Consider the following 18,746-nt stretch of genomic DNA (forward strand, 5'->3'; position numbering starts at 1 on the left):
CCGCAAATCTCTGGCGGCGAACCCTTGTCAACGTCGGCAACGCCGTCGTAGCGGCCTCGAAGTCCCAAGATACATCGGAGGAATGATTGCACCATCCAGTGCGTCCGTTCGGCTCACAACCGTGCGGTCGCTCCACCTCCGCATCCCTCGGGCCCCGGCTGACCCTCACATCCACCCCTCAGGGCACGATCCGCGCATTGTCCGCACCGGATCGGCAGCTGCCCGTCCGGCGACCTCGCCCCTCGCCCCGTTCGTGGGGAAACGACAGTCGCGGCCATGGATCGTGTCGGATGAACTGTGGTCGCTCATCGAACCGTTGCTGCCCGAGCCTGGTCCGAAGCTGGTGGAGGGCAGGCCTCGGGTGCCGGACCGGCAGGTGTTGTGCGGGATCCTGTTCGTGCTGCACACCGGTATCCAGTGGGAGTACCTGCCGCAGGAGCTGGGCTTTCGGGTCGGGGATGACGTGCTGGCGGCGCCTGGCCGCGTGGAACGAGGCCGGCGTGTGGGACGAACTGCACCTGGTGCTGCTGAGGAAACTGCGGGCCGCGAAGAAGCTGGACTGGTCGCGGGCGGTGATCGACTCCTCCCACGTCCGGGCAGCTCGGCGCGGCCCAAAAGCGGGCCCAGCCCGGTCGACCGTGCACGGCCGGGCAGCAAGCACCACGTCCTCACCGACAGACAGGGCATCCCGCTCGCAGTCTCGCTGACCGGCGGAAACCGCAACGACGTCACACAGTTGCTGCCTTTGCTGGACAAGGGTAGGGGTCAAAATCGGCCAGCGCGGTGGTCCAGGTGATGGCTTCGTCGACGTTCCAGCGCTGGTTGGCGTCCATGGCGATGCGGATGCCGGGCCGACTGCGGTACGGGCAGCCCGGAAGCGCCGGATGTCGTCGTCGAGATCGGCCCCGACCTTGAGCTTGATCTGCCGGAAGCCGTCGGCCACCGCGCGCTGTGCCAGGCGGGTCAGCTTCTCGTCGGTGTAGCCGAGCCAGCCGGGCGAGGTGGTACAGGCGGGATAGCCGTGGGCGAGGAGGTCGCTTTCCCGTGCGGTACGGCCTTCCCGGCCGCGTTGCAGGATCGTTACTGCTTCCTGGCGGGTGAGTGCGTCGGTGATGTACCGGTAGTCGATCTGGTCGGCGAGCCATTCGGGGTCGGCGTCGGCGAGGAACTTCCACAGGGGCTTGTCGGCCCGCTTGGCGGCCAGGTCCCATACGGCGTTGATGACGGCGCCGACGGCCATGTGCATCACACCTTTTTCGGGACCGAGCCAGCGCAGTTGACTGTCGCCGGTGAGGTCGCGCGCGAGGCTGCCTGGGTCATCGCACAGATCCTCTACGGACCGGCCCACGACGTGGGCTCGCAAGACGTCGAGCGCCGCGACCTGCACGTCGTTGCCACGACCGATGGTGAAGGCGAAGCCGTGGCCCTCCAGGCCGTCTTCGCTGTCCGTCCGCAGTACGAGATAGGCGGCCGAGTAGTCGGGGTCGGTGTTCATCGCATCCGACCCGTCCAGCTCCCGGGACGTGGGGAACCGTATGTCGTACGTGTCGAGACCGGTGATCCGGGAGACGCTTGTTGAGGACACGCTGAGCCTTTCGTGATCGGTGAGCCTGACGGACAGTGCCAGGGCCGGCAGCCGCCACCGCATCGCCGGGACCGACCCCGCTGCCAGATGGGTCCGGCTGAGCCGGGTACCTGAGGCCACCGGCGGAAGCACACGTGGGGAGCCTCCTGTGCGGCCGTGTGCCGGCCACGCCGGTTGACCCCGTCGGCGAGAAACAGTGACCTGGGCCCGTGCTTCGGACGCCCTCGCCCAGATGTGTGGACGGGGCCGGGAAGGTCACCGGGCGGGGAGCGCGCGCCGGCCTTCGACGCGGTCCCTTGCGGCCCGTCCCTCGATACTTCGGATGATTTTTCTGCGGCGGTGCCTGACAGTACGACCGCCGGCCCGTTGGCGCAGTCAGTCCTCCGATGTCTATGGTCGAGGACGGGTCCCTAAAGTGATCAGATGGGCGTTTTATCCTGGTGATCCATCTCGGTGTTCGTGCCGTCGGTCACGATCCTGCGCATACATCGGATGAGACTCTTGCCAAGTGTGGCAATGCGCTCGTAACGTCACGCCACGCTCCACAGGCAGCCGAGGAGGACCCTCGGTGGTGAGACGGTTGCACGCCTGAGGTCGCCCCCGGCAAGGCATCGGATGTCTAGTCGTATCGCTGGGGGAAGCTTTCGGCCTGACGGTGGAGAAAACAACCTTGTTTCGGCCATTGCTCGTTGCTGGAACGCGGTTGTAACGTTTCACGCCTTAGCCGCAGGGACTGAGTAGATCCGATGTTTTACCCGGCTTCGCGAATCCGAATCGCGCCCTATCGAGGGGTTTCCCGACCATGAGACGTTTCAATGAAGCACGCCGAAACCCGCTGCCTCGCGCCCTGACGGCGCTGTCCGCGGTCGCCGTTCTCACCTCCTCTGCCGCGGCGTGTTCGTCGTCGGGGAGTGAGGGGAGCGACACCACGGGCTCGGCGCCGGTCACTCTGACCGTTCAGCAGCAGACCGGGCAGGAGACCTTGTTCGGCTACTTCGCCAAGGCCTTCCACAAGGCGCACCCGAACGTGACGGTCAAACTGCAGACGATCAGCCAGGAGCAGAAGGCCGGCTCGAACCTCACTGTGCTGGGCTCGGCCAACGCGCCCGACGTCGGCTTCGTCCCGGTCGGCTCGTCGCCCTACACCGCTCTGACCAGCCGTGGCGGGCTGACCGATCTCAGTGACGTGTGGAGTTCCGGTGACCTCGCCAAGCGCTACGGCAGCGGCGTCTCCGGGTCGCTGAAGGTCGGCGGCAAGCCGTACGTCGTCGCCTTCTCCCAGGCCATCTACAACGTCGTCTGGTACAACCCGGCAGCCTTCGCCAAAGCCGGCGTGACCGTGCCGACCGATCACCGGTTCGCGACGCCGGAAGACCTCATCGCCGCGGCCAAGAAGCTGAAGTCGGCCGGGTACGCACCGCTGCAGCTCGGCGGCGCCTCCGGCTATCAGGCCAGCTGGATGGTCGACGCCCTGCTGCCGACCTCGGCGTCGCCGGCGCAGCTCGAGAACTACCTGGCGTCCTACAACAGCAAGACCGCCGTCACCGCGAAGTACACCGACCCGGCCTTCACCAAGGTGCTCTCGACGCTTAAGAACTACCGCAAGTCGGGCGTCTACCAGGACGGGTTCCTCGGTCAGAAGTACCAGGACGCCGAGACGCCGTTCCTCGCGGGCAAGGCGGGAATGTTCCTCGGCGGCAACTTCACGGCGGCCGACTTCGTGCCCGCGAAGACCTCGGTGAAGCCCGACTGGCTGCTCCTGCCGCCGGTCAACGCCGGGACGAAGACCACGCAGACCGGCTACTACGGCGACGCCCTGGGCATCCCGGTGAGGGCGCAGCACAAGGCGTGGGCGAAGAAGTTCCTCGAGTTCGTCATGTCCGAGAAGGCGCAGTCGGAGGGCGTGGTCGGCACCGCCAATCTGCTCCCCGGGGTTAAGGACCTGCCCGCCTCGGCCTTCACGAAGTTGGACGCGAATTCCCGCAGCATCCTGGCTGACATCGCCAAGAACGGCAGTGCGGCCGGCTGGACGTCGGTGGTGCCGAACGCGCTTGCGCAGACCTTCATCGACCCGAAGATCCAGGCGATGTACTCCGGCAGCCTTTCGCCGTCCGCGCTGGCACAGCAGCAGCAGGACGAACTGCTGAGCTTCCGCAAGTCCGCGAGCTGAGCCGACCGTGAACGAGCCGTATCCCAGTTCGAGGAGAGGTGTATGAGCACGCATTCCGTGATCACGGCGTCGGACCCGGGGGCCGCCGCCGGCGACGCCGCGAAGTCCACGGGCGTCGTGCCCAGCCGGGCGCGATCGCGATCCGCGAGGCGTCCCGGCGCGGGCGGGAGGGGGTCGGGTCGCCGGTCGAGGGCCACCACCTCACCGTTGGTGACCCGCCTGGCACTGGTGCCCGCGCTTGTCCTGCTCGCCGTCTTCGTCCTCGGCGCGATCGTCCAGACGGTACGCATCAGTACCACGGACTGGGTCGGCTTCGGTCCCATGCACTCCGTGGGGCTGGACAACTACCGCACTGTTCTCAAGAGTTCGGACACCTACCAGTCGCTGGGCGTCACTCTCGTGTACGCCGCCGCGTCGGCGGTGGCGACGATCGTCATCAGCAGCCTTCTCGCCGCGGCGGTCAGCCACGGCGTGAAGGGCGGGCGCTTCTACCGGGTCATCTGGTTCCTGCCCGGTGTCGCGCCCGCGGCCGCCGTGTCGATCTTCTGGACGGCGAGTTTCCAGCCGCACTCGGGCGGCGTCAACCAGGTCCTCGGCCACATCGGACTCGGCAACGCGCACGCGTGGCTGGGTGACGCCTCCACGGCCGTCTGGCCGGTGGTGTTCGTGACCGTGTGGGCGGGCGTCGGCTTCGCGTTCCTGCTGCTGCTCGGGGCGATGGAACAGGTCCCCGTCTCCATCTATGAGGCCGCGCGCATCGACGGCGCCTCGACGGCACGACAGTTCTTCAGCATGACTCTCCCGATGATCCGGCCGGTGTTCGTCATGACGGCCCTGCTCGAGTTCATGTGGGCGTTCAACGGATTCACGACCGTGTGGGCGATGACGCAGGGCGGTCCGGGCACGGCGACCTCGATCCTGCCGGTGCGGATCTACCGGGAGGCGCTGCTGAAGGGGCAGTTCGGCCCGGCGTCGGCACTGGCCGTGCTCTCGGCAGTCGTACTCATCGCGGTCGGCCTCGTCGGCGTACGGGCCAGCCGCTCGAAGGAGGCGTGATGCGTAATCTGCTCGGTCGAGGCACCGCACGGGCCGCCCTCGTGCTCTGGACGCTGCTCGCCGTCGTGCCGTTCGTGCTGATCCTGCTGCTCAGCGTCAGGTCCAACGCGGACATCTACCTGAACGGCCTCGGTATCACCGGAAAGATCCTGCCCGGCAACTACGCGCGGGCCTGGCAGGGTTCGGCCGGGACGGCCGGACTGACCAACTACTTCGGCAACAGTCTGATCGCGGCCGTCACCGCGCTCGTCTTCAACCTCGGGGCCGGAGTGACGGCGGCGTACTTCGCGACGCACCTGTCCGACCGCAGCCGCATCTGGTTCACCCGGCTGTTCGTGTCGTCGACCGTTCTGCCGATCGTGCTGATGGTCGTTCCCTACTACCAGGCGTTCAACGCGTTCGGCGTGCTCAACATGCCGGTGGTCATCGGCATCGCGTACGGCGCCCTGGCCCTGCCGACCACCGTGCTGATCATGCACTCGTTCTTCGTCGACTTCCCGGTCGAGCTGCTGGAGGCAGCCGCACTCGACGGCACAGGGGCCTGGCGCACGTACGTCCGCATCGTCCTCCCGCTCGCCAAGGGAGCGGTGACGGCGGTGGCGATGCTCACGCTCGTGTTCGTCTGGGGCGAGACACAACTCGGCGTGGTGCTGCTGCAGTCCGGTGAGTCGCAGACCGTGCCGGTCGGTCTGCTCTCGTTCCAGGGCCAGTACACGACCGACCAGGGGGCGCTGTTCGCCGGGCTCTCGCTGGCGTCCATCCCGATCATCCTGCTGTACCTCGTCTTCCACAAGAACGTCACCAAGGGCATCGCGCTCGGCGGAGTGTTCAAATGACCACCAACCCCCTGTACGCGCCACTGTCACAAGCGGTCGACGGCCTCGATGTGAGCCGCCGCCACCCCATCGTCCGCACGCCGGCCGCCGGCGATTTCTTCGAGGGCGCCCTGCTGGGCAACGGGGAGTTCGGGGCGGTCGTCGTGCCGCGGCCGGACGCCATCGTGATCCACCTCGGCCACAACGCCGTCTGGGACAAGCGGGCCCAGGTCGTCGACCCGGACCGGTTGGGGACGTTCGCCAAGGTGCTCACCGCCGCCGAGGAGGCAGCCCGGCACGGACGCCCGGACGAGGACGAGGAGTTCGCCCGGTACCTCGCCGACACCGAGGAGGGCTACGGGGCGCCGTACCCCAAGCCGTTTCCGTGCGGCTCGGTCCTGCTCAGCCTCGACACCCGGCGCTGCGAGGTCCTCGGCTATCACGTCGACATCGCCACCGGGATCTGCAGCGTGCAGCTCACCATCGACGGCGCTCCGTCCACGGTCGAGATCTTCGTCGCGGCGGATTCCGACACCGCGTGGGTGCGCTGGTCGGCGCACGGTACCGCGACGCTGCCGGTACGGGGCCTGCGCGTACTCCCCGACCCGCTCGGTTACGACGGCGCGGACGGGCCCGCCGACCCCATCGAAGCGGGCAACGCCTACACGCGCCCGAAGTCGGCGTTCACGCCGAACGAACACCTCACCCACGAGCAGTCGTCCCATCACCTCGCCTTCGTGCAGGGCCTGCCCGTCACCGGCGAGGCTCTGCCCGACACTCCGGCATTCCGGCTCGGGCTCACCTCCGACACCGAACTCACGGCCGGAACCGTCGCCGGTTTCAAGGGGCGACGCGTCGCTCTCGACCCCCTCGCCACGCATGTCGCACCGACCCGCGAACTCAACCTGCGGATCGATCTGACCCAAGACGAACTGTCGGCGCTGTCGGCCGCCCCGGTCGCCGTCGAGATGGGTGACCAGGACACGGCCAGGTCGGCGACGACGGCCTCATGGCGCGACTTCTGGGCCCGCTCGGCGATCGACGTCGGTGGCCACGAACTCGAGGCGCTGTGGTACCGCAACCTGTACTGGACGCGCTGTGCGCTGCGGGACGGCGGTGTCGCGCCCGGCCTGTTCGGCCCGTGGACCTACCGGGACATCGGCTCCGGCTTCCACGGCGACTACCACTTCAACTACAACGTGCAACAGCTGTACTGGGGCCTGTTCGTCACCGGCCACGAGGACCTCCACCACCCCTACCTGGATCTGCTGGACTCGCTGCTGCCACAGGCCCGGCGTACCGCAGAGCAGTACTACGGCATGCCTGGTGCGGCCTTCTCACTGATCGGCTGGCCGCTGGAGACCACGCTCGCGCCCTACCTGTGCCCGAAGTGGGCGTGGGAGGCGTTCATCCCGGCCTGGGCGGTGCAGACCCTGTGGTGGCACTACCTCTACACCGGTGACGTCGACCTGCTGGCGGACCGCATCGCACCCTTCCTGGTCGACGTCGCCCAGTTCCTGCTCGACTATCTCGACGCGGGCACCGAGCGCCTGGCCCGCGACGACGGACGGTTGCACGTCTACCCCACGGTCGTCCCGGAGGTGTACGGCCTGTCCGACGGGCTGCGCCTCAACGTCGACGGACACGTCGACATCGTGTTCTTCACCTTCGCCTTCCAGGCACTGGTGGACGCGGACGAGGCGCTGCGTACCGCCGGACGGGACGCTCTGCCCGAAGACCTCGTGGAACGCGCCCGCGCCGCGGTGTCCCAGCTTGTCCCGCTGCCGACGACAGAGACCGACGAGGGCACCGTGTGGGTGAGCGTCGCAGGCGAGGACCCGGACGTCGTCTACAACGTCCCGGCCGCGGCGATGGCGGTCTTCCCGTGCGAAGCCGTCTCGCTCTCGTCACCGGCCGACCAGGTCGACATCGCCCGCCGTACGGTCCGCCGCCAGCGCACCGAGGGAGGCAACGACCTCGTGTTCGTCGCCATGCAGGAGGCACGGCTCGGTCAGCTCGACCTCGAGCGGTGGCTGCGCCACGTCCGGTACTGCACGATCCCCAACGGCACGGCGACAGCACGGGTCCAGTGCGCTGGCGGCCGGTACGACGACGCGACACCCTTCGACTTCATGGCGCGCATGGGGGTGTGGACCGAGAACTTCGCGGCCGGCGCCGTGATCTCCGAGTGCCTGCTGCAGAGCCACGACGGCGTGATCCGCATCCTGCCGAACTGGCCCCTTGATCTCCCGGTCAGCTTCACCGAACTGCGAACTCGCGGGGGTCACCGGGTTTCCTTCACCCGGCGCCCCGGCGAGGCAGACCGGCTCGAGCTGACCGGAGGGCACGAACGTGAACTGACGGTCGTGCCGCCGTGGTCCGGACCGAGCACCGTCCACCCGGCCGCGTACAGCACCGAAGAAGCGCACGCGATCCACCATCCGCCCGGGCCGATCCGATTGTCGGTGCAGACCGGGACGGTCGTCCGTATCTCACCTGTTCCGTCCCTCAATGACGAGCTCGAAGGAACCACCACATGCGCGATTTCCTGAGACCACGCCAGCTCCCAGCCGTCGGAGCGGCCGCCGCCCTGGTTGCGGGGCTGTTCGCCGGTGCCGACAGCGCGGCCGCGGCCAACAGCACCTACTACGTCAACAACCAGGCCGGAGGGGAGGGGGCTCCGTGGCGCTGAGCGGCCGTCTGCCGGGCCGGAGTTCTGGCGGGCCGCTGTACCCCCGCCGTCACGAATGCGGGCGCGTGAGGCGACCCGGGGCCCGTCCTGGGCTGATGGGGAGCAGCTGCTGCCGCGATGCAGCTGAGGCCGTCACGCTGGTCAGCCGTGCGGGCATCGCCGTGGCTAAGCGTCCGGCTGCACGGAGTCCGTGGTGGTGTTTTGGGGGTCAGGTGGCCGACCGTGGACCGAGGCAGCCTACCGACCCACCCATGTCGCGGACGGCTCCGCATCCGCGATTCACTATGTCATCTGCATGCAGCGATAGCGATAGCGGTATCGGAACCGGCCTGCCTTCTCGCCTGCCAACCTGCGCGGTTCTTCGCCGAACAGGCGGCACGAGCCGCGACATGGCGCAAGGTCGGCCACACGAACACGGTTGGCACGGCCGCGGTCGGGGCACGGCGCCGCCCGCCATGCGCTCGACGGCCTCTCGGCCCATCGGTGGCGAGGCCATGTCCTCATTGGCCGCCCGGACCATGTTCCCGGCCAATCACTCAGCGGTGAGGGAGGTGTGGGGCGGCGGTCACGAGGGGGACGGGTGGTGCCGGCACGGCCAAGAGTGGCCCTGGAAGGTCAAGTCCCAGGCCGCGACGGACGGTCGACCGCCTTGCCCGGGGCCCGCACGCGCACGGCGGTGAAGCGAGAGCGCAATCCGACCTATCGGCTGAATATATCCTATGTTCGGAGCAGTTAGCCCTGGGGGTCGGACGCGTCTGCCAGCTGCACTCTCGGGGCTCACCTGGCGATTTCTGTCGAGGCCCTAGGCGGACCACCGATGGTGTCCCAGTAATACATCCTATGTTACCCCCGCCGACACATGCTGTTTGTAAGGCCAGTCATGACATCGTGTGCTGTCCTGCGAACTGCCAAGAGAAGGCCTTGTCGGAGCCGATCACCCGCCGAACTGGCGCTCAGCGGCATGGCGGTCACCCGCGGCGGGCTTCGCCCATGCGTCCGCAGCCCTGTCTCACGTCAGGTACTACCGACACAGAAGGAACGATCATGCCCATGACACAAAGACGTCGAAGGTTCCTGCCGCGGCTGCGGGCCACGCTGATCGCCAGTGCCGCCGCCCTGGCGTGCATGCTGGTCACGCTTTCCGCGCCCTTTCCGGCGTCGGCCGTCGACCAAGTGACCAGGACCGATGACTTCGAACGCGCCAACGGCTCCCTCGGGGCGAACTGGGCCTCCGACCGAGGAACGTGGTCGATCGCATCCGGTGAAGCCCTCTCCGCTGCCACCCCGACGAACGCTGTCGCCACCTACCGTCCGGTTCAGCTCGGTAGCTCGTACACCGTGAGTGCTCAGATCAGGATCGTCAGCAGCTCGCCTTCCGGTGCGGAATGGAGCGGTATCGCGGCGAACGTACAGGGAACGACCTCGCTGGACTACTACGTCCTGCGCGTGACGACCGCCGGTGGGGCCCGCACGGGGCAGTGGCAGCTGCTGAAGATGGCGGCCAGCACCACACCGACCGTGCTCGCCCAGGGAAACATGAACGCGCCCTACGGCACATCTCTCGAACTGAACCTCGGTCGCACCGGGACCCGTTTCACCGTCTCGGTGCGCAACAGCGACTCCGGGGCCACCCTCGTCGACACGTCGTACACGCTGCCCACCACCGACCCGACCCGTGTGGGCGGCTCCGCCGGCCTCTACTCGAACACCGGCAACCTGCGCGCGAAGTCGTTCTCCCTCACGACCTCCACCCCGGCCATCACACCTACGGCAACGCGGTCCGATGACTTCGAACGCGCCAACGGCTCCCTCGGGGCGAACTGGGCCTCCGACCGAGGAACGTGGTCGATCGCATCCGGTGAAGCCCTCTCCGCTGCCACCCCGACGAACGCTGTCGCCACCTACCGTCCGGTCCAGCTCGGTAGCTCGTACACCGTGAGTGCTCACATCAGGATCGTCAGCAGCTCCCCTTCCGGTGCGGAATGGAGCGGTATCGCGGCGAACGTACAGGGAACGACCTCGCTGGACTACTACGTCCTGCGCGTGACGACCGCCGGTGGGGCCCGCACGGGGCAGTGGCAGCTGCTGAAGATGGCGGCCAGCACCACACCGACCGTGTTGGCCCAGGGAAACATGAACGCGCCCTACGGCACATCTCTCGAACTGAACCTCGGTCGCACCGGGACCCGTTTCACCGTCTCGGTGCGCAACAGCGACTCCGGGGCCACCCTCGTCGACACGTCGTACACGCTGCCCACCACCGACCCGACCCGTGTGGGCGGCTCCGCCGGCCTCTACTCGAACACCGGCAACCTGCGCGCGAAGTCGTTCTCCCTCACGACCTCCACCCCGGCCATCTCACCTCCGGGAACGCTCGATTGCACGGTGGACAAGGGCTCCTACGACTTCCCCGATGCCCAGCAGCAGGTGCTCCAGACGATCCCGGTGGACACGACGTGGGCCGGCATGCCGGTGACGCAACGGGTACTGACACACAATGACGATCAGTACGTGGCCTACTACGACGACGCACGCCGGATGACGATCGCGCACCGCAGCCTCTCGGACGACAGCTGGACCACAAAGGTGCTCCCCTCGACGTTGGGCTGGGACAGCCACAACTACGTCTCGATGGGACTGGACCGCGACGGCAACCTCCATGTGTCCGGCAACATGCACAACGTGGCGCTGGTGTACTTCCGCACCACCGTGCCCGGCGACGTGACGTCGCTGACCCGGGTGACCACGATGATCGATGCGTCGACCGAGAACTCGGTGACCTATCCGGAGTTCGTCAACCGCCAGGACGGCAGTCTCGTCTTCAGCCATCGCAATGGTGGGTCAGGTGACGGCGTGACCTACTTCAACGTGTATGACGAGGCCTCCTCCGCCTGGTCGCGGCTGGTCGACGAGCCGCTCTTCGACGGCGAGGGATCCGACGACAATCCGAGCGGGACGTGGAACGCCTACTTCGAGAACCCCGCCCTCGGACCAGACGGATGGTTCCACATGATCTGGGTCTGGCGTGACACTGGTGACGCCGCGACCAACAGTCGGCTGAGCTACGCCAAGAGCAGGAACCTCGTCGACTGGTTCGACAGTGCCGGCACTGCGCTGACGACCCCGTTCCGGTACGGCGAGGCGGATGTGATCGACCCGGTGCCCAACGGCGGCGGTCTGCTCAACGGCAACGCGAAGCTCGGCTTCGACGCCGAGGGCACTCCGATCATCAGCTATCACAAGTACGACGGTGACGGGAACTCCCAGATCTACGTCGCGCGCCCCGACGGATCAGGCGCGTGGGACATCCACCAAGTCAGCGACTGGAAGGGCCGCTGGAGGTTCGGCGGTGGCGGCAGCCTCGTCTTCACAGTGTCCATGCTCGGCTCCGAGGTGATGGAGGATGGCAACATCCGCGTCGACTTCACTTGCTCGGGTGAACCGCGGAGCATCGTCATCGACGGTGGCCTGCACCCCGTGGCGGAGGCCGCGACCCCGGCGCTGCCCGCCGAGATCACGGATGTGCGCGGCACCTACCCTGGCCTGGCGGTGCGACTGCAGACCGACCTGGCCGGCCGCAACGACACCGGCACCTACTATCTCCGCTGGGAATCCCTGCCAGCAAACCAGGACAAGCCGCGCACGGACTGGCCTGCGGAGGGAAGTGCGCTGGAGGTGGTGCTCCTGGGCCCGCCGTCCGCGGGGTAGAAGGCGGCTGCTCTCCGCAACGTCGGTTCTGCAGGGCGAGCTCAGGCGAACCCGTCTCGCTGAGCGCCAGCACCAGCACACACACGTCTGCGGCCTTCGTACCGATCCTGTGTTTCCAGACCTGGAACACAGGATCAGGGCGAAGGCCGCCGTGCACTGCGGGGACCAGGCAGACACAGCGATAGACCGGTTCAGAACGAGGAAGCTGTCGGTGCAGGGGGCCGCATTGGACTGGAGGCCTCGCCGAACGTGGGCCTTGCCCCTTGATCAACCTCCCCGTGGTGAGCACTTCCAGCACCACCGCGGTCAAACAGGCGTCCACCTTCACGGCCGTCGCCGGACTGGCCGACGCGGGCGGCTACTCGTTCCGCGACAGCTCCGGCAACTACCTTCGCCGGTACGTCGACCTTCGCGAAGGACGCCACGTTCATCGCCCGGACGGGCACGGCGTCGGGCTCGGTTCGCTTCGAGTCGTACAACTACCCGGGCTACTTCCTGCGCCACTACAACTAAGGAAGACGGATTTCCGCACCCCCTGGACGAAGCGCTGTACCACCCGGAAGACCTGCGGCCCTGACCGAAGGCTTTCACCGGACCGTCCGGTGACCGCCTGGTATGGGTCACCTCCCCTGTACCTCGCCTGCATCTCCCCTATGCGCGCCCCAAATGCCGCATGGCCAGGGCCAGTTGCAGCCTGAGTCGGCCCTGTGGGGTACGGACGGCCCACCCGAGCAGCGCCTCGGCGTGGCCCAACCGGTCCTGGAGCGTGGAGTGGTGGACGTTGACCTCGACGGCGGCTGCCCGCAGGCTCGCCGTCGAGGCGACCGCGTGCAACGTCGTCAGCATCCAGGGCGCGTCCGCGACCGCCGCATCCAGCGCCCGCACATCGGGCGGCGGATCGGCCCCCGGCACGACAAGCTCGGCGAGCAGCCCGATACCGCCGAGCTCATCGGCGTACACGACCCGGGGTCCGGGGTCGTGCGGGGTGCCGTCGGCGGTGAAACGGAGCGCGGTGCGGGCGGCGGCCCAGGAGTCCGGCAGTTCGAGCAGGGGCACGGCGGGGCCGACACCGACCCGGCCCGGTGGGAGGGCGGTGCCGGCGGATCCGGCGTCGAGGTGCGCCGGTCCCGGGTCCGCGGTGGCGGGTCCGGCGTGGGTCGGTGCGGTGCCCCGGGCCGGTACCGGTGCCGGCCCGGGGGTGGACGGCCGGGCGTGCGGGTGGATCGGTCCACGCCGGGCGGAGGCGTTCACGATGCGGGGCGGGCCGTCGAACGGCGCGGCCACGCGGGCCCGGGTGGCCGGGTCCAGGCCCAGTTGCCGGGCCGCGTGCAGCCGTACCTGCTCGGGTGCGGTGGCGTCGAGGAGGGTTTCCACGAGCGCCGGGTCGTCGGCGTGGGCCGTCGGTGCGCGGCCACGGGTGCGGTCGAGGACGACGCGGATGGCAGCCGCCGCCCGTTCGAGGGTCACCGCGTCGACGACGCTGGGTGCCCCCGCCCGCTCCAGCCACAGCGCCGGGGCACCGTCCGGCGACAGCGCGGCGGACGGCCACGCGGGGTCGGGAGACTGGTCCGTGTCCCGGCGGTGCCCGTCGGTCTCGACCCGCAGACGTACCCGCCGCCCGGCGTCGGCGAGCCGCGCCGGACACCCGGCCAGCACGGCGACCCCGCGCACCATCGCCTCAAGACCGGCCCGGTGCTCGGCCAGCCGGTCGAAGTAGGCGATGACCCGGACGGCGGCGCCGGCATCCGGATCCAGTGCGGTCAGCCGCCCCGCCAGCTCTTTCATGGCCCCATGGTGCGCCAAGGGGCCACGTTTCGTGGAGTGTGTACGCTCACAGGTCGCGCGGGGGAGTGCGGCACGGGCCGCCTCCCCCGCGCGACCGCCGCGTACGCGCCCCTGAAGGGGCGCGGGGAACTACGCGACCAACCCCCTGCGCAACCCGCGGCGAAAGAAACCGCCTCCCCCACCACGCGTGGGCAGGCGGGTGCGCGGTGGCAGCCGCGCGTCAGCCACACCCCCCGGTACCCAGCCCCGTCACTCTGCGAGGAGCCTGCGCAGCCACGCCACCTGGGCCGCCTGGCATGCCTGGGAGAGGACCGCCTGGGGGGCGAAGCTTTCGAAGCCGTGGAAGCCGCCCGGCCACACGTGCAGCTCGGCGGCACCGCCGGCCTGCCACAGGCGGGTGGCGTAGGCGACCACTTCGTCGCGGAACGTTTCGGCGGAGCCGACGTCGAGGAAGGCCGGGGGCAGCCCGGTCAGGTCGTCCGCGCGGGCCGGGGCGGCGTACGGGGAGACATCCGGGCCGCCGCGCCGCTCACCCAGCAGCGCGGTCCAGCCGGTGTCGTTGGCCGTGCGGTCCCACGCGCCGAGGCCCTCCATCTGGTACACGGAGGGGGTGTCGTTGCGGTCGTCGAGCATCGGGCACATCAGCATCTGGCCGACGGGGCGCGGACCCTTGCGGTCCCTGAGGAGCAGGGCCAGCGCGGCCGTCAGGCCACCGCCCGCGCTGGCCCCCGTGATGACGATCCGCTCGGCGTCGGCGCCGATCTCCTCGGCGTGGTCGGCGATCCACAGCAGCCCGGCGTACACGTCGTCGATGGGCGCCGGGTACGGGTTCTCCGGTGCCAGGCGGTACTCGACGGACACCACGACCGCGCCCAGCTCATTGGCCCAGCGCAGCGGGGCGTCCACGCCGACGCGGTTGTTGCCGAGCACCATGCCGCCGCCGTGGACGTGGTAGATCACGGGCAGCGGACCGTCCGTCGCCGGATCGACCGGCCGGCAGATCAGCAGCGAGATGTCGGGCGCGTTCTCGGGACCCGGCACGACCCGGTCCTCGACCTCGAACGCCCCGCCCAAGGTCAGGTCCATGTCCGCCCACATCTCTATACCGGGACCGTTACGGGTGGCTTCGATCTCGTCCATGGTCAGCTGGGTCAGCAACGTGTCCTTGATCATCTCCAGGGCGGCGGCGAGTTCCGGGTCGAACGGGGGCGGCGTGAGCGTCATTGCCTGTGCTCCTCATGCTGCGTGTGGCGGATCGTACGGCGATGATCCGCGCGTACGCCGGGCTCCGGCACGCCGCCGTACGGCGGGACTTGCCCGCCGTTTGGCGGGTAGCGCGGATGAAAGCGCTCATCTCGGGAGATGAAGAGGCCGTTTCGCTCATCAAAGTACCTATTCGTTCTGCCGTAGACATGCCATGTTTCGCAGAGGACCGGGGCGCGATTCCCCGGAGGTGCCGCCCAGGTTCAGGTACGGCGCATACGGCTACGAAGGCGTCACCCGCGTCGTCACCTCCGCCAGCAGCACATCGGTCACCGCCAGCGGGCAGACCCTCGTGGTCGCCAGGGCCATCAACGTGCTGCTGACCAAGCCCGGCCGATGCGAGACGCCCACCGACCGGAACCCCCAGTCCCCCACAGGCCACTCTCGCGGGCCTCACGGCCGAGTACGCCACCCTGCTCAGCCGCCACGCCCCGCGGCACCAGGCGATGCACGACCTCCAGCCGCGACCTGAAGGTCTCCGACGCTAATTTCCTCCCCAGGGAGGAACCCAGTGTCGTAGTTGATGCCCCGTGCACGCACGTCAGTGTCCCTTCACATAACCGTTGCCGTGTTCCAGCAAGTCAAAGACGCGCTCGGTGTCCCTTGCCAGCGGGGGAACGGTTACCGAAGGTGTCAGCGAATCCGGAAGAACCCAGTGACTTGACAGACGATCACCCCGGCACGATCAAGAACTCCACCTGCACGAGAACGCCATCCGCAGCCCACACCAGACCCGCGACCAACCACTTCAGGATGGATAATCCTCAATGAGGACATGGCCTCGCCACCGATGAGCCGAGAGGTTGTCGAGCGCATGGCGGGCGGCGCCGTGCCCCGACCGCGGCCGTGCCGACCGTGTTCGTGTGGCCGACCTTGCGCCATGTCGCGGCTCGTGCCGCCTGTTCGGCGAAGAACCGCGCAGGTTGGCCTCACCACCCCTGACGCGTGGCTTGGCCCACGTCGCGGGACAGGGCGCGGCTCGGGCAGTGCGCCGGCAGCGTGGGCGGGGTCACCCCGCGGCGACCGCCGTACGGTCGCTGCTGTGGTCAGGACCTTTGGGTGATCTCTCCGTCTCCGCCTCCGGATGGAGACGGCAGGCCGGGGCGGCCACGCTCACCGCGGCGACCACCTGCTTGTCTCGTCCCGTTCGCGCGGGCCGCCCTTGGCCTGTACCTCCTGAAGAGATCCGATGTATAGCCCAACCTCGGCGCTCCCTCCCTCTTCGGAACCCTTCAGAGGCCCATTGCTGCCAGGGATTATCGTCTTGCCCCTAGACGCGGCCACCGCCGTACTCATATAAATCAATCCGATGACTCCTCGGGTGTGACGCGGAGTGGAGCGCCCAAGCCGTCCGCTCGTAACGCCTGCCTTCCCTCTCCCTGACACATGGAGCCGCACCATGTCCTCAGCTCCCCTCAGCAGACGCTCTCTGATGAAGGCCGCCGCCCTTGCCGGAGGAGTGGCGGCCTTCGGACTGCCGCAGGCCCTGTGGCCCGCCACCGCCGAGGCGTACACCGTCCCCTCGAAGATGGACTGGTGGTACCAGGCCCGGTTCGGGATGTTCATCCACTTCGGGTCCTACTCTTACCTCGGCCAGGGCGAGTGGGCGTTCGACAGCCAGCAGTGGAGCAAGGCGAACTACCAGAACCAGGTCACCCAGAACTTCAACCCGACCCAGTTCAACGCCGCCACCATCGCCGAGCTGGCCAAGAACGCCGGCATGAAGTACCTCGTGATCACCGCCAAGCACCACGAGGGCTACGCGATGTGGAACTCCGACGTGGCGGGCTTCACCGACACCACCGGCACCAAGCTGTACAACCTGCGCGACTTCAACGGCATCCAGACCGACCCGCTCATGAACCTCAAGACCGAGTGCGAGAGCCGCGGGATCAAGTTCTGCCTGTACTACTCGATCCTCGACTGGAACCACCCTTCCCAGACCGACCGGCACGAGAGCGGTCTTACGACGATGTCGTCGCAGGCCGCCCGCACCGCCTACATCGCCGACATGAAGGCGCAGCTTCAGGAGCTGCTGGACCGCTACGACCCGGCACTGCTGTGGTTCGACGGCGACTGGTTCGCCGAGCCCTCCAGCCCGACCCTGGAGGACTGGTGGCTGGAATCGGACGGCGTCGACCTCTACAACTGGCTGATCGCCCGCAAGCCCGGCCTCATCGTCAACGAACGGGTCAAGCGCGACCACGGGCTCGGTGACTACGCGGTCGCGGAGTTCGGGATACCCGCCGAGCCGATGGGCCGGCCGTGGGAGCGGTGCGCCACCATGAACGGCGCCTGGGGTTACCAAGCGGGGAGGGAGAACTCCTACAGATCCGTCAAGGATGTCGTCCAGGAACTCGTCACGGTGGTCTCCCGGGACGGCAACCTCCTGTTGAACATCGGCCCCAAGGGCGATGGCTCGGTCACAGCGGGAACCCAGACCGTCCTGAACGGCCTGGCCTCATGGATGTCGACGTACAGCGACAGCATTCACGGCACCAGCGGCAGCCCGTTCGCCACCGAACCCGCATGGGGGAGGGTCACCAAGAAAAGCGGCAAGCTCTTCGCCCATGTCTTCACCTGGCCCACGAACGGCCAGCTCCGGATCCCAGTGATCGACAACACGATCAGCCGCGTCTATCTGCTGAACAATCCCTCGGTCTCGCTCCCGTACACCGTCACCGACCAGATCAACGTCACCGTGCCGGCCACCGCGCCGAACGCCAACGCCTCCGTGGTGTGCGTCGAGGTCCAGGGCATGCCCGTGAGGGTTTCCGCGACGGTGTTCCAGAACGTCGACTATCAAGGCGCCCGCGCCGTCCTGCCGCTGGGCAGCTACACCTCCTCCCAGCTGTCCGCCGCCGGCCTGGCGCCCGCCGCGGCCTCTTCCATCCTGGTGCCCGACGGTTACCAGGTGACGGGCTACTCCGGCGACAACTTCACCGGCACCGCCTGGACGTTCACCTCGAACACTCCCGATCTCGGGGTGACCGGCAACAATGACGTGATCAGATCACTGAAGGTGACGTTCAGGCCCGACAAGTACTTCCGCCTGAACAATGTCACGAACCACTGGGCGCTGGACAGCGGCGGCAATGTCGCCAGCGGCTCCAACCTGAAGCAGTGGGAGTCGATAGACCACGCCAATCTCCAGTGGCAGGCAATCGAACTCGGCAACGGCTACTACAGGCTCGTCAACCGCACCAACGGCATGGTCGCCGACGGCTGGGGCGCTACCAGCAACGGCGACCCGGCCCGGCAGAAGGCCTGGGACGGCAGTAACACCCAGCAGTGGCGCATCACCCACCGCGGCCAAGGCCAGTACTCGATCGCCAACCGCAGCACGGGACTGGTCCTCGACGGTGGCGGCATGGTCGCCGCAGGCGCCGTGGCCAAGCAGTGGACGTGGCAGCAGCACACCAACCTGCTGTGGACGTTCGGGGCTTGACCCACAGTCTCCCGCTTGCATGTGGCGTCGCGTCACTTCTTCTCGCGCCCCGGCAGAACTCCTGCACCTTCGACTTGAAGCCCTGCCGCACCATCGGCCCCCGGTCCGCGTCGCCCTTCAGGATCGACTCGGCGGTGGTCTCCATCTGCTGCCGGGTCGCGTGCGGCGGGACCGCCGGGTCCGTCAGGAACTCGATCACCGCGGGGCCGCCCGCCTCCAGGCCC

At 68.2% G+C, this 18,746-nt stretch carries 9 protein-coding genes and 3 pseudogenes; 9 read left to right on the plus strand and 3 right to left on the minus strand.

Translation table 11 applies throughout. The annotated features are described in order from the left end of the window. Positions 1-253: 253 nt before the first annotated feature. Positions 254-754 (plus strand): annotated as a pseudogene (locus SCAB_RS44150) (IS5 family transposase); the annotation flags it as partial. Positions 755-758: 4 nt separating this feature from the next. Here SCAB_RS44150 and SCAB_RS44155 read toward each other — a convergent pair. Beyond that, a pseudogene (locus SCAB_RS44155) lies at positions 759-1,495 on the minus strand (enolase C-terminal domain-like protein); the annotation flags it as partial. A gap of 892 nt (positions 1,496-2,387) precedes the next feature. Between SCAB_RS44155 and SCAB_RS00255 the strand changes: the two are divergent. From SCAB_RS00255 to SCAB_RS44160, 7 genes and pseudogenes are all read left to right on the plus strand, one after another. Further along, the gene (locus SCAB_RS00255) at positions 2,388-3,755 is read left to right on the plus strand and encodes an ABC transporter substrate-binding protein (protein ID WP_005476718.1); all 1,368 of its coding nucleotides are present in this window, start codon (positions 2,388-2,390) and stop codon (positions 3,753-3,755) included. 42 nt (positions 3,756-3,797) lie between these two features. Next, positions 3,798-4,811: a carbohydrate ABC transporter permease gene (locus SCAB_RS00260; RefSeq protein ID WP_231884873.1), complete on the plus strand. Its 1,014-nt coding sequence runs from the start codon at positions 3,798-3,800 to the stop codon at positions 4,809-4,811. After that, entirely contained in the window at positions 4,811-5,647 is an 837-nt protein-coding gene (locus tag SCAB_RS00265; protein ID WP_020114916.1) for a carbohydrate ABC transporter permease, read from the plus strand. The genes SCAB_RS00260 and SCAB_RS00265 overlap by 1 nt, the downstream gene beginning before the upstream one ends. Continuing rightward, positions 5,644-8,178: a glycosyl hydrolase family 95 catalytic domain-containing protein gene (locus tag SCAB_RS00270; protein WP_012998038.1), complete on the plus strand. Its 2,535-nt coding sequence runs from the start codon at positions 5,644-5,646 to the stop codon at positions 8,176-8,178. Before SCAB_RS00265 ends, SCAB_RS00270 begins: the two co-directional genes overlap by 4 nt. Then, positions 8,163-8,318: a hypothetical protein gene (locus tag SCAB_RS47620; RefSeq protein ID WP_005476711.1), complete on the plus strand. Its 156-nt coding sequence runs from the start codon at positions 8,163-8,165 to the stop codon at positions 8,316-8,318. Before SCAB_RS00270 ends, SCAB_RS47620 begins: the two co-directional genes overlap by 16 nt. 990 nt (positions 8,319-9,308) lie before the next feature. Further along, positions 9,309-12,026 carry a BNR repeat-containing protein gene (locus SCAB_RS00275; protein WP_231884875.1) on the plus strand — a complete coding sequence of 906 codons (2,718 nt, stop codon included), beginning with the start codon at positions 9,309-9,311 and terminating at the stop codon, positions 12,024-12,026. Positions 12,027-12,289: 263 nt separating this feature from the next. After that, positions 12,290-12,536 (plus strand): annotated as a pseudogene (locus SCAB_RS44160) (AbfB domain-containing protein); the annotation flags it as partial. A gap of 141 nt (positions 12,537-12,677) precedes the next feature. On the opposite strand, the gene SCAB_RS00280 reads toward SCAB_RS44160, so the two are convergent. Both SCAB_RS00280 and SCAB_RS00285 read right to left on the minus strand, forming a co-directional pair. Then, the gene (locus tag SCAB_RS00280) at positions 12,678-13,811 is read right to left on the minus strand and encodes a helix-turn-helix domain-containing protein (protein ID WP_005476707.1); all 1,134 of its coding nucleotides are present in this window, start codon (positions 13,809-13,811) and stop codon (positions 12,678-12,680) included. Positions 13,812-14,060: 249 nt separating this feature from the next. Next, complete coding sequence (locus SCAB_RS00285; protein ID WP_005476706.1) at positions 14,061-15,035, minus strand: alpha/beta hydrolase; 975 nt, start codon at positions 15,033-15,035, stop codon at positions 14,061-14,063. A gap of 1,438 nt (positions 15,036-16,473) precedes the next feature. Between SCAB_RS00285 and SCAB_RS00290 the strand changes: the two genes are divergently transcribed. Then, positions 16,474-18,522 (plus strand): alpha-L-fucosidase, encoded by a 2,049-nt coding sequence (locus tag SCAB_RS00290; RefSeq protein ID WP_028796820.1) that lies wholly within the window; start codon positions 16,474-16,476, stop codon positions 18,520-18,522. The last annotated feature ends 224 nt before the right edge of the window (positions 18,523-18,746 follow it).

The sequence above is a fragment of the Streptomyces scabiei 87.22 genome (assembly GCF_000091305.1).
Classification (GTDB): domain Bacteria; phylum Actinomycetota; class Actinomycetes; order Streptomycetales; family Streptomycetaceae; genus Streptomyces; species Streptomyces scabiei.